We start from the raw sequence: 16,940 nt of genomic DNA, 5'->3' as shown, positions 1-16,940 counted from the left end.
CCGAGTCTACTGGCGGCTCAGCGGGCGACGACGCGCCGAACGACGAGCTCCCAGTTGTCGCCGATCTGCTCGCGGGTGAAGCCGAGCACTTGCATCTGGTGCATGACCAGCGCTGCGCCGAGCATCGCCAGCAGCCAGTCGGCGACCAGCGCGACCTCCCCGGGCACGTCGGCCTGCCGCAACAGCATCACGACGTGCGCGCGCTGTAGTCCGTACGGTCCACCGGAATAGCGTTCGCTCGCCTCGCCGAGCTCGGCGGCGCGGTGTAGCTCGCCTGCCACCTCGATGTCCAGGAGCCTGGCCCGCCCGAAGGCGACCAGTCGTTCCACCGGGGGCGCGCCCGGTCCGAGCGGCGGCGGCCCGAAGATGAACGACTCCTGGTACTTCCGCTCCGAGTGGTCCAGCAGCGCGAGCAGCAGGCCGGATCTGCTTCCGAACCGCCGGAACACCGTGCCCTTGCCGACCCCGGCGCGTTTGGCCAGCGCGTCCATGGTGAGGCTGTCGACGCCGTGCTCTCGCACCAGTTGCTGCGCCGCGTCCAGGAGCAGTTGACGGTTGCGCGCCGCGTCGGCGCGCTCGGCGGGCTCCGAGGTGCCCGGCAATGGCGTGCCGACGTCGAGCAGCCGAGGTGCGCCATCGGCCGACGCGTCCGGTGTGGGGTAGTTCACAGCGCTCACGCAGGCTCCGCGGGAAGTAATCGGACCATGGTCCGGTTAGTGTGTGGTGAACGTACGGACACCACCTCATCAGTACACCAGGAGTCGTCATGAGCCAGACCCGCATTCTCGCACTCGTCGGCAGCCTGCGCGCCGCGTCGGTCAACCGGCGGCTCGCCGAGGCCGCGGCGCACAGCGCGCCGGAGGGTGTCGAGGTCACTCTCTACGAAGGGCTCGCCGACATCCCGTTCTACAACGAGGACATCGATGTCCCCGGCTCCGTCCCCGCGGCCGCTCAGGCGCTGCGCGACGCGGTCGCCGAGGCGGACGGCCTGCTGGTGGTGACCCCGGAATACAACGGCACGCTGTCGGCGGTGCTGAAGAACGCGATCGACTGGGCTTCCCGTCCCTACGGCGCGGGAGCGATCAAGAGCAAGCCCACCGCCGTGGTGAGCGCATCGATCAGCCCGAACGCCGCCCAGTGGGCACACGGCGACGCGGTCAAGGCGCTGGGCGTGGCGGGCGCGCGGGTGGTCGAGTCCGCGCACCTGCACTTCGGGGTCATCGGCGAGCGGTTCGGCGCCACGCATCCGCGTGACGATGCCGAGGCGCTGACTCAGCTGGCCGGTACGGTGCGCGACTTGGTGGAGGCCACGCGCGGCGAATTGGCGTCGGTGTAAGCTCCTTCTCCGGTCTGAACGAGGGCCATCGCTGCGGGGCGCAGCGGTGGCCCTCTTCGTTTGCCGGAAAGTTTGCTGAAAGTAAGCTGACGCGCCGTGGAGTGATCTGCGCCACTGTTTTGCGTCGGGGTGAATCGAGCGTACTGGTACTTCTCTCGATGGAATTTCATCAATGTGACTCGCTACATGTCGTGTTGTAGGAATCTGTCGGCCACTAGGTGTAGTGTCTTCGGTACTGGAAGACGGCGAGAGACCTCACTCGGCACGAGTCGGCCACAGGTGGCTGATCAGGGGATTCGAGCTCGGATCCAGGAGTTTGCGCAGCATACGTCGGATCGTGAATTGCAACGGATCACAGGCTGTGGATCAGGCACAAGGAGAGAGGGACATCAATGACCGTCACCGTGTACACCAAGCCCGCTTGCGTCCAGTGCAACGCCACCTACAAGGCCCTCGACAAGGCCGGGGTGGACTACGAGGTCATCGACATCTCGGAGAACGACGAGGCGCGTGACTACGTCATGGCACTTGGGTACCTGCAGGCGCCGGTCGTGGTGGCGGGGGACGATCACTGGTCGGGCTTCCGTCCCGACCGCATCAAGTCGCTCGCGACCGTGGCGGCCTGACGCTTCCACCGCTTCCGGTTCATCCGAGGGCGAGCGCTACGGCGCTCCCGAGAAGAGGAAGGCGACCATGTCGGAGACGACGGCGCTGGTCTACTTCTCCAGCGCTTCGGAGAACACGCATCGCTTCGTCGAGAAGCTGGGTCTCCCGGCGACTCGCATACCACTGCACACCGCCGACTCGCTGCGCGTAGACCATCCGTACGTGCTGATCGTCCCCACCTACGGGGGCGGTCGGCACGTACTGGGGGGCGATCGTTCCGACAAGGACTTCGTGCCGAGGCAGGTCGCCAAGTTCCTCAACGACCCGCACAACCGCGCGTTGCTGCGCGGGGTGATCGCGGCGGGCAACACGAACTTCGGCGACACCTTCTGCTACGCGGGCGAGCTCATCGCACGCAAGTGCGGGGTGCCGTACCTGTATCGCTTCGAACTCATGGGAACCGCTGAGGACGTCGAGCGCGTCCGAGAGGGATTGGGATTGTTTTGGCAACAGCAACGACAGCACCGGCCGGAAAGACAGCTCGCTTAGAGCAGCCCCCGGTCCGCGGCGGCGAGGCGGGCGAGGTCCTCGACTACCACGCCCTCAACGCGATGCTGAACCTGTACGGCCCGGACGGGGAGATCCAGTTCGACAAGGACCGTGAGGCCGCCCACCAGTACTTCTTGCAGCACGTCAATCAGAACACCGTCTTCTTCCACAATCTGGACGAGAAGCTGGACTACCTGATCGAGGAGAACTACTACGAGGCCGAGGTTCTCGAGCAGTACAGCCGCGCGTTCATCAAGAAGCTGTTCAAGCAGGCCTACGCCAAGAAGTTCCGGTTCCCCACCTTCCTCGGCGCGTTCAAGTACTACACCTCGTACACGCTGAAGACCTTCGACGGCAAGCGCTACCTGGAGCGGTTCGAGGACCGGGTGTGCATGGTCGCGCTCACGCTCGCCGCCGGTGACGAGGCGCTGGCGGGCCAACTGGTCGACGAGATCATCGAAGGCCGTTTCCAGCCGGCCACCCCGACCTTCCTGAACTCGGGCAAGAAGCAGCGTGGCGAGCCGGTGTCGTGCTTCCTGCTGCGCATCGAGGACAACATGGAGTCGATCGGGCGCTCGATCAACTCCGCGTTGCAGCTGTCCAAGCGCGGCGGCGGAGTGGCGCTGCTACTGAGCAACATTCGCGAGCACGGTGCGCCGATCAAGAAGATCGAGAACCAGAGCTCGGGCGTCATCCCGATCATGAAGCTGCTCGAGGACTCGTTCTCCTACGCCAACCAGCTCGGCGCGCGGCAGGGCGCGGGCGCGGTCTACCTGCACGCGCACCACCCGGACATCTACCGGTTCCTGGACACCAAGCGGGAGAACGCGGACGAGAAGATCCGCATCAAGACGCTCTCGCTGGGCGTGGTCATCCCGGACATCACCTTCGAGCTGGCCAAGAAGAACGAGGACATGTACCTGTTCTCGCCGTACGACGTGGAACGCATCTACGGCAAGCCGTTCGCCGACATCGACGTCACCGAGAAGTACTACGAGATGGTCGACGACAAGCGCATCCGCAAGTCGAAGATCAAGGCGCGCGAGTTCTTCCAGACCATCGCCGAGTTGCAGTTCGAGTCGGGTTATCCGTACATCATGTTCGAGGACACGGTGAACCGGGCGAACCCGATCGCGGGCAAGATCACCCACTCCAACCTGTGCTCGGAGATCCTGCAGGTCTCCACGCCGTCGGAGTTCAACGACGATCTGTCCTATGCCAAGGTGGGCAAGGACATCTCCTGCAACCTCGGGTCGCTGAACATCGCCAAGACGATGGACTCACCCGATTTCGCGCAGACCATCGAGGTGGCCATCCGGGCGCTGACGGCGGTGTCGGACCAGACCCACATCTACTCGGTGCCCTCCATCGAGCAGGGCAACAACCTCTCCCACGCCATCGGCCTCGGGCAGATGAATCTGCACGGCTACCTGGCGCGCGAACGGGTCCACTACGGGTCCGAAGAGGGCATCGACTTCACCGACATCTACTTCTACACCGTGGTCTATCACGCGATCCGGGCGTCGAATCGGATCGCGATCGAGCGCGGTACGTACTTCGGCGGCTTCCCCGAATCGAAGTACGCCAGCGGTGAGTACTTCGACAAGTACACCGATCAGGTGTGGGAGCCGAAGACCGAGCGCGTCCGGCGACTGTTCGCCGACGCGGGCGTGCACATCCCGACCCAGGACGACTGGCGCGAGCTGAAGGCCTCGGTCATGGAGCACGGCATCTACAACCAGAACCTGCAGGCGGTGCCGCCGACCGGATCGATCTCCTACATCAACCACTCCACCAGCTCCATCCACCCGGTGGCGTCGAAGATCGAGATCCGCAAGGAAGGCAAGATCGGGCGCGTCTACTATCCGGCGCCCTACATGACCAACGACAACCTCGAGTACTACGAGGATGCCTACGAGATCGGCTACGAGAAGATCATCGACACCTACGCCGCGGCCACCCAGCACGTGGACCAGGGCCTGTCGCTGACGTTGTTCTTCAAGGACTCCGCCACCACCCGCGATCTCAACCGCGCCCAGATCTACGCCTGGCGCAAGGGCATCAAGACCCTCTATTACATCCGGCTGCGCCAGATGGCCTTGGAGGGAACAGAAGTCGAAGGTTGCGTCTCCTGCATGCTGTAGTTCGGGTTGCGAACAGGGCCTCCGGAAGGGGGCCCTTTTCGCATTCCGCGGCCGCTGAGATCGCGCACTCGCCTACGCTCGAAGCGCAACCCCATCCTGCGCTCTTCCTCGCATCGCGTGCGGTAGGCCGTCAGCGCCTGGAATAAGCTGGGGCAGAAGCGATCCGGTAGTGATGGGAACGACGATGACCGATCTCGGCGGCAATGGGAAGCCGCTCAGGGCGATTCACGACGCGAGCGTGCCGAGCAGCGCTCGAATATACGACTATGTGCTGGGTGGGAAAGACCACTATCAAGTGGATCGGGACGCGGCCGAGAAAGTGATCGCGGCGTTTCCCACCACCAGGGTCGCGGCTCGGCAGAACCGGTCGTTCATGCACCGTGCGGTGAACGCGCTGACCGAGTTGGGCGTGACGCAGTTCCTCGATGTCGGCACCGGCATCCCCACCGAGCCGAACCTGCACCAGGTGGCGCAGGCGCCGACGCCCGAAGCGCGGGTGGTCTACGTGGACAACGACCCGATCGTGCTGACCCATGCCCGCGCCCTGCTCACCGGCACGCCGGAGGGCCGCACCGCGTACGTCGACGCCGACCTGAAGGACCCCGCGGCGATCTTGTCCGCGCCCGAACTCCGCGAGACCCTGGACCTGGAGCGCCCCGTGGCGCTGAGCCTGGTCGCCGTGCTGCATTTCCTGGCCGACGAGCAGGACCCCTACGGGATCGTCGAGACATTGATGGATGCTCTCGCGCCGGGATCGTTCCTCGTGGTCTCGCACATCACCGCCGACCTCGAACCGGAGATGATGACCGACGCACTCGACGTGTACCGGCAGAGCGGGGTCTATGCCCAGACGCGCACGCGGGACGAATTCGCCCGCTTCTTCACCGGGTTGGAACTATTGGACCCGGGAATCGTCGTCACCAATCAATGGCGTCCGCAGGGCGAGTCGCCGTCTTGGCTCGACTCGCAAGTGAACTGCTGGAGCGCGGTCGGCCGTAAGGTGTGGTAGGCGGACCTTCCCGGGGCAGGAATCACGGAGGCTCGGTGCTCGTGAGTCCTGCCCCGCGTGATCAGCTCAGGGCCGGGAGCACTTCGCGTTCGAAGAGTTCGATGCCGGAGGTGTCGTAGGCGGCTTCGGGGAAGTTGAAGATGGCGTAGCCGAGGCCGAGGTCGCGGACCCGGCGCAGGTTCTCGGCGATCTGCTCGGGGGTGCCGGTGGCGGCGCCGCTGTTGTACAGCTGCTCGAAGTAGGACTTGGCCGCGTCGGCGCCGATGACGGGCGTCAGGCGGGCTTTCAGCGCCTCCAGGCGATCCTCTACTTCGGCCTGCGTGGAGCCGATGACGACATTGAAGTTGGAACTGCGGACGATCGCGTCGAAGTCGGTGCCGACGTCGGCGCAATGCGCGCGCAGCACCTCGGACTTGTGGGTGAACTCGTCGGGATTGCCGCTGAAGTTGGTGTACTGGGCGTATTTCGCCGCGATGCGCAGCGTCTTCTTCTCGCCTCCACCAGCGATCCACAGCGGAATCCCGCCCTGCTGGAGGGGAAGCGGGCGCACGATCGCGCCGTCCACCTGGTAGTACTTGCCGTCGAGGGTGGCCGAACCGGTGGTCCACGCCTGCCGGAAGATCTGCACGCCTTCGTCGAGGCGGCCCAGCCGTTCGCCCGCGGACGGGAATCCGTAGCCGTAGGCGCGCCACTCGTGTTCGTACCAGCCACCGCCGATGCCCATCTCGACGCGTCCGCCGGAGATCAGGTCGACCGTCGCGGCCACCTTGGCCAGATAGGCCGGGTTGCGGTAGCTGATCGCGGTACACATCTGGCCCAAGCGGATACGCGAGGTGGTCGCGGCGAACGCCGACATCAGCGACCACGCTTCGTGCGTCGCCTCCTCGGTGGGCACCGGAACGGTGTGGAAGTGGTCGTACACCCACAGCGATTCCCACACCGGGTTCGCATCGGCGCGCTGGGCGAGGTCTCGCATCACCCCCCATTGGTCCGCCGGATCGATGCCCACCAGATCGAGCCGCCAACCCTGCGGGACGAAGATGCCGAAGCGCACGAATATCTCCTTCGTGTGTACCCGAAACGGCCGCGGCGAGCGCCGCGGCCTCTACCTCACTGTTACCAGTGCGCCGCGCGCTGGCAACCGTTCGGCGCTCGACGCATCGAATTGATGCGATCGCCCTAACCGAATGGGCCATTCCGGAAGGCTGCTCACCAACAGAATTCGCTGGCGATATATGGAGGGCGAATGTCGCACGCTGGAACAAAGAAAACGCAGCCTCGGCTCGGCGTCGATTTCGGCCGGGTCATCCAGGGGGCCGCTCTAGCGCCCGGGGACGAGGACACGGTGTTCCTCTCCGGCGGGCTCGAGGAGGCGCTGCGCACGCCGCCCAGCGTGGGCGCTTTCGAGGTACTGCCGCGCCTGGTCCGGCGGTTCGAGGGGCGCGCCTGGGTGATTTCCAAATGTGGCCCGCGGATCGAGCAGCGCACCCGCCAGTGGCTCGATCACCACGACTTCTACGACCGCACCGGGATCGCCCGGGAGAACGTGCGCTTCTGCCGTGCCCGGGCGGACAAGGCGGTGCACTGCGCCGAACTCGGCATCACGCACATGATCGACGATCGCGTCGACGTTCACCGTGCGCTGCGTGAGGTAGTGCCGCACCGATTGCTGTTCGGCGCGCAGTCGGAGCCGGTCCCCGAGTGGGTGCGACACGTCCCGACCTGGGAGGACGCGGAGCGGGCCGTGCTGGAGACGACGGATCGGTTTCCGCGGGCGCACCTGTAGTCCGGTGCGCGGGGCCGGGAGCCGGTTTCCGGTTCGAGCGCTTCGGCTCGCGTGCTGTGACCGCACGAAATCGGCCGGGAGCTCGCGCGCCCGGCCGATCGCGTCTGTTCGATCCCTACGCGCCGGTGAACTTCTCACCGGCGACGGACTTCGACGGCTCACCGTCGACGCCGACCGGGATATCGCCCTCGAGGGTGGTGCGGTACAGCACCCGGGTGACATCGAGGTGGTCCAGATCGCTCGGGGCGAGATGCGCGGTGACCCGGTTGTCCCAGAACGCGATGCTGCCCTTCTGCCAGCGGAAGCGGACCGTGTAGGCGGGGTGGGTGACCTCGTCGAACAGCAGCTTCAACACCGCGTCGCTCTGGCTCGGGGTGAGCCCGACGATCCGGGTGGTGAAGCCGGGGTTGACGAACAGCGCCCGCTCACCGGTCACCGGGTGCACCCGGACGACCGGGTGCTCGGTGACCAGCGGCGCGGCCGCGACCTTCTTCGCGTAGTCGCTGTCGGAGTTCCAGGCCGGCCTGTTGCCGCCGAAGCGGTGCTCGGCGCGCAGCCCTTCGGCGAAGCGCTTGAGCGACTCGGGCAGGTTCTCGTAGGCGGCGACGAGGTTCGTCCAGCCGGTGTCGCCGCCGCGCTCCGGGGCGATCTCGGCGCGCAGAATGGAGGCCGCGGGCGGGTTGATCAGCGCGGAGACATCGGTGTGCCAGTGGTTGGTGTAGCTGTGCTTGCGCACACCGAACCGCTTCTCGTACAGCCGGCTGTCGACCGCGAGGATCTCCGGGTACTCCGTCGGCGCGTCGTCGTCGTACGGGTGCGACGGCGTGACCGCGCCGAAGCGGCGGGAGAAGGCGATCTGCTGTGCGTGATCGATGTGCTGATCGCGGAAGAACAGCACCTTGTAGGTGTGCAGCGCGTCGGTGATGGCCTCGACCTGCTGGTCGGTCAGCGACTCACGGAGATCGACGCCGGAGATCTCGGCGCCGATGTGCCCGGCGACGGGAGCGACGTGCACCGCGCCATCGGTAGCGGTCGAGACGGGGGATTCGTGTACAGCGGTCATCGGAAGAACTCATTTCGGATCAGAGGATCGGGCCGGCGGCAACCGGAGATGCGGGGTCTGCGGCAAGGCGACAAGCGCTGCCGCAGACGCGCATGAAGTCGACGACGCGACGTTTGGTCAGCGCCTGCACGACGACTGCCTTCCGAGCGCGGGGTGGGCGGGCATGGTTATCAGGCGTTCGCCGGGGCGCGCCACCGCGACAGGCGGCGTTCCAGGGCGACCAGCAGGCCGTTGAAGGCGAGGCCGAGCAGCGAGATGGCGAGGATGCCCGCGTACATGTTCGGGATCGCGAAGTTCTGCTGCGCGGCGGTGATCAGATAGCCGAGACCGGCTCTGGCTCCGAACATCTCGGCGGCCAGCAGCACGAGGATCGAGCTGGCGGCGGCCATCCGCAGGCCGGTGAAGATGGACGGCAGCGCCGCGGGCAGGATCACCTTCTGGAACAGCCGCAACGGCGAGAAACCGAGGGAGGCGGCGGATTTGACGAGCAGCGGATCGACGGTGCGCACGCCGGTGATGGTGTTCAGCAGAATCGGGAAGAAGCTCGCATAGACGACGATGGCGACCTTCGAGGTCTCGCCGATGCCCAGGATCAGCAGGAACACCGGCAGCAACGCCAGCGCCGCGGTGTTGCGGAACAGTTCGAGAATCGGGTTCAGGAAGTCCGCGACCGGCTTGTACCAGGCGATCGCGATGCCCACCGGAATGCCGGCTACCAACGCGAGCGAGTACCCGGCCAGCGAACGGTTCAGGCTCGCGGAGATGTGGGTCCACATCTCCCCGCTCGCCACCAGGTCGGCGAACGCCTGGGCGACCACCGAGAACGGCGGCAGGAATACCTCGTCCACCAGGCCGAGGGTCGGGGCGAGCTGCCACAGCAGCAGGAACAGGGCGATGACGACGGTCGGTTTGAACACCCGCCAGGCCAACCGGCTCACCGCGCGGATGGCTTGTGTTCCGGCGGAGGGCGCGGTCTCGGCCCTGCGCACCTGGGCGGGCCGGGCCTGCGCGGCCGCGCTCTCCCGTACCGGCCGCTCGCTCAGCTGAATGGCACTAGACATTGGCCGTCCTCTCGGTGGTGGATTCGACGTCGGCCGTGTGGTCGGACAAGGACTTCAGTTCCAGGCTCGCGGCCCGCTGGACCTCGCTGTGCAGCAGCGTCCAGATCTCGTGGCGGTAATCCCGGAAGCGTTCGGAGGAGCGGATGTCGTCGTCGGTTTCCCGGTCGATCTCGACGTCGACGATGGCCTTGATCCGCCCGGGTCGTGAGGTCAGCACGGCCACCCGCTGGCCCAGGTACACCGCCTCATCGATGCCGTGGGTGATGAACAGGACGGTCTTGCCGGTGGCCCGCCAGATGCGCAACAGTTCGTCCTGCAACGACTCCCGGGTCTGCGCGTCGAGCGCGGCGAACGGCTCGTCCATCAGCAGCACCTCGGGATCGAACGCGAGACTGCGCGCGATCGCGACGCGCTGTTTCATGCCGCCGGACAGCTCGTGCGGGTAGCGGTCGCCGAAACCGGCTAGCCCGACCAGCTCCAGATAGTGCTCGGCGAGTTCGCGGCGCGCCTTGCGTCGTAAACCCTTGGCCTCCAGCCCGAATTCGATGTTGGACCGGGCCGTCCGCCATGGCAGCAGCGCGTACTGCTGGAAGACGACGCCGCGATCCAGGCCGGGGCCGGTGATCGGCTTGCCGTCCAGCAGGATCTCACCGGAGCTGGGCTTGCTCAGCCCGCCCAGCAGGTCCAGCAGCGTGGACTTGCCCGAACCACTCGGGCCGACCAGCACCAGGAATTCGCCCTCGCGCAGCTCCAGCGAGATGTCGTCGAGCGCGGTGAATCGCTCGTGCGAGCCGCGCACCGCGAACTGCTTGCTCACTCCGGTGAGCGACAGTTTCGTCGCCGTCGTGGTCATTTCGCGGCCACCACCTCTCCGGTAGGCCCGGCCTCCGGCTTGTACTTGCCGTTGGCGTAGGGGTTGAACTTGTTGGTGAACAGATCCGCTGCCTTCAACTTGCCGTTCGGCAGTTCGCCGTTGCGCACCAGCCAGTCGATCCAGATCTGCAGTTCCTTGTCCGCGACCACCGCACCCGGCACCGGGATTCCGGAGCTGAGCCAGTACGGCACCAAGTTGGTGTTCTCGTTGCGGCCGCGCTTGTTGATGATCTGGGTGAACCGCTCGCGCACCTGCTCGCGGGGCGTCACCTGGAGCCAGCGGATAGCGCGTGCGGTGCCCTGCACGAAGTCCTCCACCGCTTCGGGATTCTTGGCGATGTAGTCGTTGCGGAAGACATAGGTGCCGTAGTCGAACGTGCCGAAGATGGCTTTGTCGGTGTAGAGCGGGTGGATGCCGCCGCGCTGGAGGGCGGTGTCCCGGAAGACGCTACCCAAGGCCGCGACGTCGACCTGTCCCTTGCGCAGCGCCTCCTCGGTGTTGGCCGGCGGCACGACGATCAGTTGCACCTGCTTGATCTCGTCTTCGGTCAGGCCTTGCTGATGCAGCCACTCCCTGGTGATGAATTCGTGGTGCGCGCCGAGGGTGTTGACCGCGACCTTCTTGCCGATCAGATCGCGCGGCGAGTTGATGCCGGAATCGTCACGCACGTAGTAACCGGTGAACGACTGCTCGTCCGCGCCATAGGAACTGAGCACGGAGGTGACCTTCGCGCCGCCCGCGATCAGCTTGACCACCGCGCCGTTGAACGCGCTGCCGAACTCGACTTGGTTCGTCGCCGCAGCCTGGATGTTGGCGGGGCCACTGGTGGTGTCGCCTTCCCAATGCAGGCTGACCTTGCTGAAATAGCCTAGGTCGTCGGCCAATTCGAAGGCGCTCACCTGCCCGGTGGAGCCTTGGTAGCGCAGCACGGTCTTGCCGTCCGCGGTCTTGGCGGGTGCGGACTCGCCGCAGCCGGTGAGCACGGACAGCCCGGTGAGCACCGCTACGGCGGCGGAGAGAGCGCGGGCGACGCGCCGGGACGAGGTGGGGAAAGGCATTGTTGTTCTTTCGAAGACGAGAAGACGCCGTGCGATTCGACGCTCGGCGTCCGGAGACACCACAGCGGGAGCGATGCGGCGGTGGACGACCGTGCGGGATCCGGTCGGAAACGGGGGCCGCGTTGCCTCAGCGGCAACAGATTCCGTGCGGAACGCGCATGAAGTCGACCGCGCGACGGCGGATCAGGGCGGTGGCTGTCGACACTTCGAAACTTTCGTGAGCTGTACTGGTGCCTGCGTGCGCCGATGTTGTTTCGGCACTTGCCTGGCAAACACTGTCCCGGTTCCCAAGCGTGGGAGCAACAGTTCGACGCCGACTGCGTATAACCCTGTTTTACGGTGGCCGATGGACTACGAAGGGGTCAGGCTGACGCGCGGTAACGCATTGCCCGGTTCCGGTCGTCCCGGCGGTCGTCGCTTGCGCTGCGAACGAGTCGCGTCGCGGTTTCCCGGTGCTGAGGTCTCGTATGACGCGCGGACCCCGGTGTGGAGCGGCTTCGGTCACAACACCCTGTCGTAAGGTGATCATCGTCTACGAAGCGATGTAAGCTGCACGAGGACATTTTCGTGTCCGTGAGATGTTGATCCGAACGGTGCGGATATCCGAGTTCCGCGGCGGCGACGAGAGGGAGGTGGGGTAGCGATGCGCAGCGAACCTCCCAGTCGAAGGCCGCGCGGCGCCGCCCCTTCGCATTCCTAGTCAGGTCGCGACGGCAGGGGCCGGCGCCCGCGGTGTGAATTTCGAGCTCTCCGTTCACTCACGCATGTGCTGAGGTCCTCTCATGTCGCAGACCGACATCATCGAAGTACGTCCGACGCTGTCCGAATCCCTCCAGGACATCGTCGAAACCCGCCGCGTGGACGCCGCGCTGGACTGGCTCGGCAACCACCCGCCGCACGTCATCGCCGATCAACTCGCCCGGATGGATGCCGTGCGGGCCGGGATGGCGTTCCGCCTGCTCGACAAAGACCTGGCGCTGGCCGTCTTCGAGGAACTCGAGCCGGTGGACCAGCAGCAGATCCTGCAGGGGCTGCGCGATCAGAGCTTCCGCGACCTGGTCGAGGGCATGGCGCCCGACGACCGCGCCCGAATGCTGCGCGAGGCGCCCGCCAAGGTCGCCAAGAAGGCGCTGGCCGGGCTGAGCCCGCGCGAGCGGCGGATGACCGCGAGCCTGCTCGGCTACCCGGAGGGGTCCGCGGGGCAGTACATGACGCCGGAGGTGGTGGCGCTGCCGCGTGACCTCACGGTGGCCGAAGCGCTCGGCATGGTGCGGGCCAAGGGCGGCAACGCCGAGACGGTGTACACGCTGCCCGTCGTCGACGCGGGCAGGCGGCTGACCGGCATCGTCGAGCTGCGCGAACTGGTGCTCAGCAAGCCGGAGACGATGGTGTCGGAGCTGGTCGTCACCGAGCCCGCCTTCGCGCGCGCCACCGACGCCGCGGAGAAGGCGGCCCGCTTGATGCGCGAGACCAACGACATCAACCTGCCGGTGGTGGACAGCGAGGACCGGCTGGTCGGCCTGCTGACCATCGATGACGCGGTCGAGGTGATCGAGGCCGCCGACAGCGAGGACGTCGCGTTGCAGGCGGGGTCCGCGCCGTGGGAAGGCCACTACATGGCCGCCGGGGTGTTCCAGCTGGCACGCTACCGCGCGCTGTGGCTGCTGCTGTTGCTGTTCGCGGCGACCCTCACGGTGAGCGTGACGGACTTCTTCGAGGGCACTTTGCAGCAGGCGGCGCATCTGGCGCTGTTCATCCCGCTGCTGATCGGCGCGGGCGGCAACGCGGGCGCGCAGGCCGCCACCGCCTGCGTGCGCGCGGTGGCGGTCGGCGAGGTCCGGGTGTCGGACCTGTTCCGGGTGATCTGGCGGGAATGCCGGGTAGGTCTGGTGCTGGGATCACTGCTGGCGTCCGTCGGCCTGGCCATCGGGGCCTTGTTCGTCGGTCCGCGCATCGCACTGGTCGTCGGGATCACACTGGTCCTGATCTGCGGCTGGGCCGCCACCATCGGCGGCACCATGCCCCTGCTGGCCAAGAAACTGCGCATCGACCCCGCGGTCGTCTCCGCCCCGATGGTCACCACCCTGGTCGACGCCACCGGGCTGATCATCTACTTCACCACGGCCAAACTGGTCCTCGGTATCTGAGGGCGCGGTGTGCTCGACGATCGCCCTACGGAAAGAGCGTGAGTACTTGGCGCACAACATCTTCGAGGGCCCCGTCAGCTTTGCCGGTGAGCGAGATGGCGGGTAGGCGCGGCCCGAGCGAACCGCGGTTCTCCGATGCGAGCGGCGGTCCGACCGCGACGTTGTAGAACCGCAGTTCTTCGGCGGCATCTCGGTAGACGGTGCGGTCGCCGACGGTGAAAGCCGGACTGCCCGCGGTGACCAGCGACTCCGCGCTGTATTCGTACGCGAGACGAATCTCGTCGCCGTGATACGAGAACGTACAGCTGGAGACTCGCTGTTGCGCGGGTTCCGCCGTGACGCCGAGCCGCGGCAGCACCGCGCAGGGGTCGGCGCCGGTCAGCACGGTGGTGATCGTTTCCGCCGCGCTGGCCTGACGTGGCTCCCGCTTCCATTCGGATACCGCCGTGGTGATCAGTGACTTGGCGATCGGGCACGGCTCGACCCCCAAGGGCGTGTCCACCCACAGGCCGATCGCGGCGAAGGAGGGGAAGCGTGCGGTGGCCGAACAGGAGCGCTGGACGAGTTGCCCGGCCTGTTCGGCGCTCAGTGTGTCCTTGTCCGCCAGCAAGGTGATGGTCACGTCGCCGAGTCGCTCGGTGGTACCCCGATCGTTCTTCACTTCCGGCGCCGGTCCCCCCATGGCCCAGCGGACGGATTTTCCCTTGTAGCGTTCCGAGCTGTCGAGTTCGGCCCTGCACGAGTTCAGCCCGTCGGTGCCGACGGTGCGCAATTGCCCGACTTCGGCCAGTTCGGCTCGAGGCAGCAACGCGCAGGTGTCCATCGCGCGCATGCGGCGCAGCACTTCCAGACGCTGGTCGTCGGTCTGCGGCACGGTCGACCAGAAGGATCCGTCACCGGTCTGCGGAGTCGCCGCCGGACCGTCGTCCTGACACGCGGCAGCGGTCAACAGCACCGCCGCGATCAGAGCCAGTCGTCGGTACATCGAGAACCCCCCTCTTCGGATCGAAATACAGTTGTGGCGCGGAGTCTTCGCCGCCGGGTCGGCGATTGGAGACAAGGCGAGGGCCCGGCATCGCTGCCGGGCCCCGTTGTCCCACACCATAACTGATGGTTCAGAACTCCCAGTCTTCGTCCTCGGTGTTGACGGCCTTGCCGATGACGTAACTCGAGCCGGAGCCGGAGAAGAAGTCGTGGTTCTCGTCGGCGTTGGGCGACAGCGCCGAGAGGATGGCCGGGTTCACCTCGGTTTCGTCCTTGGGGAACAGGCCCTCGTAGCCGAGGTTCATCAGCGCCTTGTTGGCGTTGTAGCGCAGGAACTTCTTCACATCCTCGGTGAGGCCGACCTCGTCGTAGAGATCCTGGGTGTAGTCGACCTCGTTGTCGTAGAGCTCGAACAGCAGCTCGAAGGTGTAGTTCTTGAGCTCGTCGCGCTCGGCCTGGGTGACCTGCTCCAGGCCCTTCTGGTACTTGTAGCCGATGTAGTAACCGTGGACCGCTTCGTCCCGGATGATCAGCCGGATCATGTCGGCGGTGTTGGTGAGCTTGGCCCGCGACGACCAGTGCATGGGCAGGTAGAAGCCGGAGTAGAACAGGAAGCTCTCCAGCAGCGTGGAGGCGACCTTGCGCTTGAGCGGATCGTCGCCCCGGTAGTACTCCAGCACGATCTCGGCCTTGCGCTGGAGGTTGCGGTTCTCCTCCGACCAGCGGAACGCCTCGTCGATCTCGCGCGTGGAGCACAGCGTGGAGAAGATCGAGCTGTAGCTCTTGGCGTGCACCGACTCCATGAACGCGATGTTGGTGAGCACCGCCTCTTCGTGCGGGGTGAGCGCGTCCGGGATCAGGCTCACCGCGCCGACCGTGCCCTGGATGGTGTCCAGCAGGGTCAGGCCGGTGAAGACCCGCATGGTCAGTTGCTTCTCGTCGGCGGTCAGGGTGTTCCACGACGGAATGTCGTTGGAGACCGGGACCTTCTCCGGCAGCCAGAAGTTGCCGGTCAGCCGGTCCCAGACCTCGGCGTCCTTTTCGTCGGGCACCCGATTCCAGTTGATGGCCGACACCCGATCGATCAGTTTCATCCTGCCTCCACGCCTTTCCCGAGCACCTGTCGTCACGGAATGTCTACCCTCGGGACACTACTCCTTGTGGCCGACATGTCCGCTCAGCACAACACCTTGTGTCGCCGCGGCAGGCGTCTACGTCGGGAAGAACGCTGTGACGCGCCGCGCGCGGCCCCCTATTGTGCGGCAAGCGGTGAGCCGCCGTGGCTCGGCCCCTGGCCCGTGGCGGTCGGGCACGGGGCCGCCGGTCACCGCGGCGGGCGACCGCCGGGTGCGCCGCCGCCGGGTGCGCCGGGCGGGCGCCCACCGGACTGCGGCCCGGCACCGTTGTCCGGCTGCGTGTTCTGTGATTTCTCGGCGACGCCCACGGTGAGCGCCACCCGCAGCCCGGAGGACGGCGTGCCCGTCACGGTGGCCAGTTCCGCGTCCCAGCCGTCGCCGAAGACGTTGTCGGAGGCCAGCGTGACCTGCGAAAGGTTGGTGACGCTGCGCGCGTAGCCGGAGTCGTGGGCGAACACCGCCTCGCAGATGTCCTGGGGCAGGGCGATCTGCGAGGTCAAACGGGCGTTCTGGCCCGCGACCGCGGTCTGCAGCGAGTCGTAGACCTCGAAATGGATGTGCGGCCACCGGCCCGAGTAGCAGGCGGGGAAGATCGAGGTGAAGGTCACCTTGCCGTCGTCGCCCGCCACCTGCACGCCGCGCAGATAGTTCTGCTCGGTGATGCCGCTGCTGTAGAGCGAGTAGCTGCCATCCCGGTCGCAGTGCCACACGTACACTGCCATGCCCGCCCCCGCGGCGCCGTTCTTCGCCAAGTCGCGCAGCGTCAGCTCGAGTGTCATCGGGACGCCCTGCGCGACATCGGAATAAGAGCCGAACGAGGTCGTGATGTCACTGCGCACCACGCCGGATTCGATGAGGATGTTGGGTCCGTTCGATCCGTCGCCCGGGTACGGACCCGCGGTCTCCTGCGGGGCGGCGGTGGTGCCGCCGAATTGCGTGGCGGTGGCGGACGCCGTCGCAGTGGCCGTGGCCGCGGTGTCGTTCGAGCCCGACGCGCAACCGGCCGCGACCGCCGCCGCGCCCGCGGTCGCCCCGAGGAAGAACAGGGCGCGGCGGCGCGACACCATCACCTTCATGTCATGTGCGAGGCCGAGATCGTGCTCGTGCGCCTCGCCGCGTCGTTCGCCCACTGTGTGCCCTTTCGTTCGTCGACATCGTCCTCGGCGACGTTAGGAACGGGCGCTGCT

General features: G+C 66.5%; 16 protein-coding genes. 7 read left to right on the top strand and 9 right to left on the bottom strand.

Annotation, left to right across the window (positions count from 1 at the left end; all coding sequences use genetic code 11):
• Positions 1–17: 17 nt before the first annotated feature.
• Positions 18–623: a helix-turn-helix domain-containing protein gene (locus AB0L97_RS15085; protein WP_364429622.1), complete on the bottom strand. Its 606-nt coding sequence runs from the start codon at positions 621–623 to the stop codon at positions 18–20.
• Positions 624–766: 143 nt separating this feature from the next.
• Here AB0L97_RS15085 and AB0L97_RS15080 point away from each other — a divergent pair, with 143 nt between their 5' ends.
• The 5 genes from AB0L97_RS15080 to AB0L97_RS15060 all read left to right on the top strand — a co-directional run bounded on the left by AB0L97_RS15080 (position 767) and on the right by AB0L97_RS15060 (position 5,644).
• Positions 767–1,336 (top strand): NAD(P)H-dependent oxidoreductase, encoded by a 570-nt coding sequence (locus tag AB0L97_RS15080; RefSeq protein ID WP_355078741.1) that lies wholly within the window; start codon positions 767–769, stop codon positions 1,334–1,336.
• A 392-nt stretch (positions 1,337–1,728) separates the two neighbouring features.
• Complete coding sequence (locus AB0L97_RS15075) at positions 1,729–1,962, top strand: redoxin NrdH (protein WP_039799742.1); 234 nt, start codon at positions 1,729–1,731, stop codon at positions 1,960–1,962.
• A gap of 67 nt (positions 1,963–2,029) precedes the next feature.
• A complete protein-coding gene (gene nrdI, locus AB0L97_RS15070) occupies positions 2,030–2,491 on the top strand; it encodes a class Ib ribonucleoside-diphosphate reductase assembly flavoprotein NrdI (RefSeq protein ID WP_355078742.1) in 462 nt (153 codons plus the stop codon).
• Between the two features lie 62 nt (positions 2,492–2,553).
• A complete protein-coding gene (gene nrdE, locus AB0L97_RS15065) occupies positions 2,554–4,635 on the top strand; it encodes a class 1b ribonucleoside-diphosphate reductase subunit alpha (RefSeq protein ID WP_355078830.1) in 2,082 nt (693 codons plus the stop codon).
• 184 nt (positions 4,636–4,819) lie between these two features.
• Complete coding sequence (locus AB0L97_RS15060; RefSeq protein WP_364429407.1) at positions 4,820–5,644, top strand: SAM-dependent methyltransferase; 825 nt, start codon at positions 4,820–4,822, stop codon at positions 5,642–5,644.
• 61 nt (positions 5,645–5,705) lie between these two features.
• Here AB0L97_RS15060 and AB0L97_RS15055 read toward each other — a convergent pair whose 3' ends face one another.
• On the bottom strand, positions 5,706–6,698 hold the full coding sequence (locus AB0L97_RS15055; RefSeq protein WP_355078744.1) for an LLM class F420-dependent oxidoreductase: 993 nt from the start codon (positions 6,696–6,698) through the stop codon (positions 5,706–5,708).
• A 192-nt stretch (positions 6,699–6,890) separates the two neighbouring features.
• Here AB0L97_RS15055 and AB0L97_RS15050 point away from each other — a divergent pair, with 192 nt between their 5' ends.
• Positions 6,891–7,430 (top strand): hypothetical protein, encoded by a 540-nt coding sequence (locus AB0L97_RS15050; protein ID WP_364429403.1) that lies wholly within the window; start codon positions 6,891–6,893, stop codon positions 7,428–7,430.
• Positions 7,431–7,545: 115 nt separating this feature from the next.
• Here the strand turns inward: AB0L97_RS15050 and AB0L97_RS15045 are convergent, their stop codons facing one another.
• From AB0L97_RS15045 to AB0L97_RS15030, 4 genes are all read right to left on the bottom strand, one after another.
• Positions 7,546–8,493, bottom strand: coding sequence for a TauD/TfdA family dioxygenase (locus AB0L97_RS15045; RefSeq protein ID WP_364429400.1), 948 nt, complete (start codon positions 8,491–8,493; stop codon positions 7,546–7,548).
• Positions 8,494–8,663: 170 nt separating this feature from the next.
• On the bottom strand, positions 8,664–9,554 hold the full coding sequence (locus AB0L97_RS15040; RefSeq protein ID WP_355078747.1) for an ABC transporter permease: 891 nt from the start codon (positions 9,552–9,554) through the stop codon (positions 8,664–8,666).
• Positions 9,547–10,407 (bottom strand): ABC transporter ATP-binding protein, encoded by an 861-nt coding sequence (locus AB0L97_RS15035; RefSeq protein ID WP_355078748.1) that lies wholly within the window; start codon positions 10,405–10,407, stop codon positions 9,547–9,549. Before AB0L97_RS15035 ends, AB0L97_RS15040 begins: the two co-directional genes overlap by 8 nt.
• Complete coding sequence (locus AB0L97_RS15030; protein WP_355078749.1) at positions 10,404–11,486, bottom strand: ABC transporter substrate-binding protein; 1,083 nt, start codon at positions 11,484–11,486, stop codon at positions 10,404–10,406. The genes AB0L97_RS15035 and AB0L97_RS15030 overlap by 4 nt, the downstream gene beginning before the upstream one ends.
• A 782-nt stretch (positions 11,487–12,268) precedes the next feature.
• Here AB0L97_RS15030 and mgtE point away from each other — a divergent pair.
• Complete coding sequence (gene mgtE / locus AB0L97_RS15025; RefSeq protein WP_355078750.1) at positions 12,269–13,633, top strand: magnesium transporter; 1,365 nt, start codon at positions 12,269–12,271, stop codon at positions 13,631–13,633.
• A gap of 25 nt (positions 13,634–13,658) precedes the next feature.
• On the opposite strand, the gene AB0L97_RS15020 is transcribed toward mgtE, so the two are convergent.
• From AB0L97_RS15020 to AB0L97_RS15010, 3 genes are all read right to left on the bottom strand, one after another.
• Entirely contained in the window at positions 13,659–14,618 is a 960-nt protein-coding gene (locus AB0L97_RS15020) for a hypothetical protein (protein ID WP_364429393.1), read from the bottom strand.
• Positions 14,619–14,748: 130 nt separating this feature from the next.
• A complete protein-coding gene (nrdF, locus tag AB0L97_RS15015; RefSeq protein WP_355078753.1) occupies positions 14,749–15,711 on the bottom strand; it encodes a class 1b ribonucleoside-diphosphate reductase subunit beta in 963 nt (320 codons plus the stop codon).
• 230 nt (positions 15,712–15,941) lie between these two features.
• Positions 15,942–16,829, bottom strand: a complete 888-nt coding sequence (locus tag AB0L97_RS15010) for a dioxygenase (protein WP_364429618.1) — start codon at positions 16,827–16,829, stop codon at positions 15,942–15,944.
• Positions 16,830–16,940 lie beyond the last annotated feature (111 nt).

It is taken from the genome of Nocardia sp. NPDC051911 (assembly GCF_040681035.1).
Taxonomy (GTDB): Bacteria; Actinomycetota; Actinomycetes; order Mycobacteriales; family Mycobacteriaceae; genus Nocardia; species Nocardia sichangensis.
The sequence above is the reverse complement of the archived record's forward strand: the minus strand, read 5'-3'. Positions and strand labels throughout refer to the sequence as shown.

What these genes read in the sequence shown, in the direction of transcription:
- AB0L97_RS15080 (WP_355078741.1), top strand. Translation starts at nt 767, where the DNA reads ATGAGCCAGACCCGCATTCTCGCACTCGTCGGCAGCCTGCGCGCCGCG.
- AB0L97_RS15075 (WP_039799742.1), top strand. Translation starts at nt 1,729, where the DNA reads ATGACCGTCACCGTGTACACCAAGCCCGCTTGCGTCCAGTGCAACGCC.
- nrdI (WP_355078742.1), top strand. Translation starts at nt 2,030, where the DNA reads ATGTCGGAGACGACGGCGCTGGTCTACTTCTCCAGCGCTTCGGAGAAC.
- nrdE (WP_355078830.1), top strand. Translation starts at nt 2,554, where the DNA reads ATGCTGAACCTGTACGGCCCGGACGGGGAGATCCAGTTCGACAAGGAC.
- AB0L97_RS15060 (WP_364429407.1), top strand. Translation starts at nt 4,820, where the DNA reads ATGACCGATCTCGGCGGCAATGGGAAGCCGCTCAGGGCGATTCACGAC.
- AB0L97_RS15050 (WP_364429403.1), top strand. Translation starts at nt 6,891, where the DNA reads ATGTCGCACGCTGGAACAAAGAAAACGCAGCCTCGGCTCGGCGTCGAT.
- AB0L97_RS15045 (WP_364429400.1), bottom strand. Translation starts at nt 8,493, where the DNA reads ATGACCGCTGTACACGAATCCCCCGTCTCGACCGCTACCGATGGCGCG.
- AB0L97_RS15040 (WP_355078747.1), bottom strand. Translation starts at nt 9,554, where the DNA reads ATGTCTAGTGCCATTCAGCTGAGCGAGCGGCCGGTACGGGAGAGCGCG.
- AB0L97_RS15035 (WP_355078748.1), bottom strand. Translation starts at nt 10,407, where the DNA reads ATGACCACGACGGCGACGAAACTGTCGCTCACCGGAGTGAGCAAGCAG.
- AB0L97_RS15030 (WP_355078749.1), bottom strand. Translation starts at nt 11,486, where the DNA reads ATGCCTTTCCCCACCTCGTCCCGGCGCGTCGCCCGCGCTCTCTCCGCC.
- mgtE (WP_355078750.1), top strand. Translation starts at nt 12,269, where the DNA reads ATGTCGCAGACCGACATCATCGAAGTACGTCCGACGCTGTCCGAATCC.
- AB0L97_RS15020 (WP_364429393.1), bottom strand. Translation starts at nt 14,618, where the DNA reads ATGTACCGACGACTGGCTCTGATCGCGGCGGTGCTGTTGACCGCTGCC.
- nrdF (WP_355078753.1), bottom strand. Translation starts at nt 15,711, where the DNA reads ATGAAACTGATCGATCGGGTGTCGGCCATCAACTGGAATCGGGTGCCC.
- AB0L97_RS15010 (WP_364429618.1), bottom strand. Translation starts at nt 16,829, where the DNA reads ATGAAGGTGATGGTGTCGCGCCGCCGCGCCCTGTTCTTCCTCGGGGCG.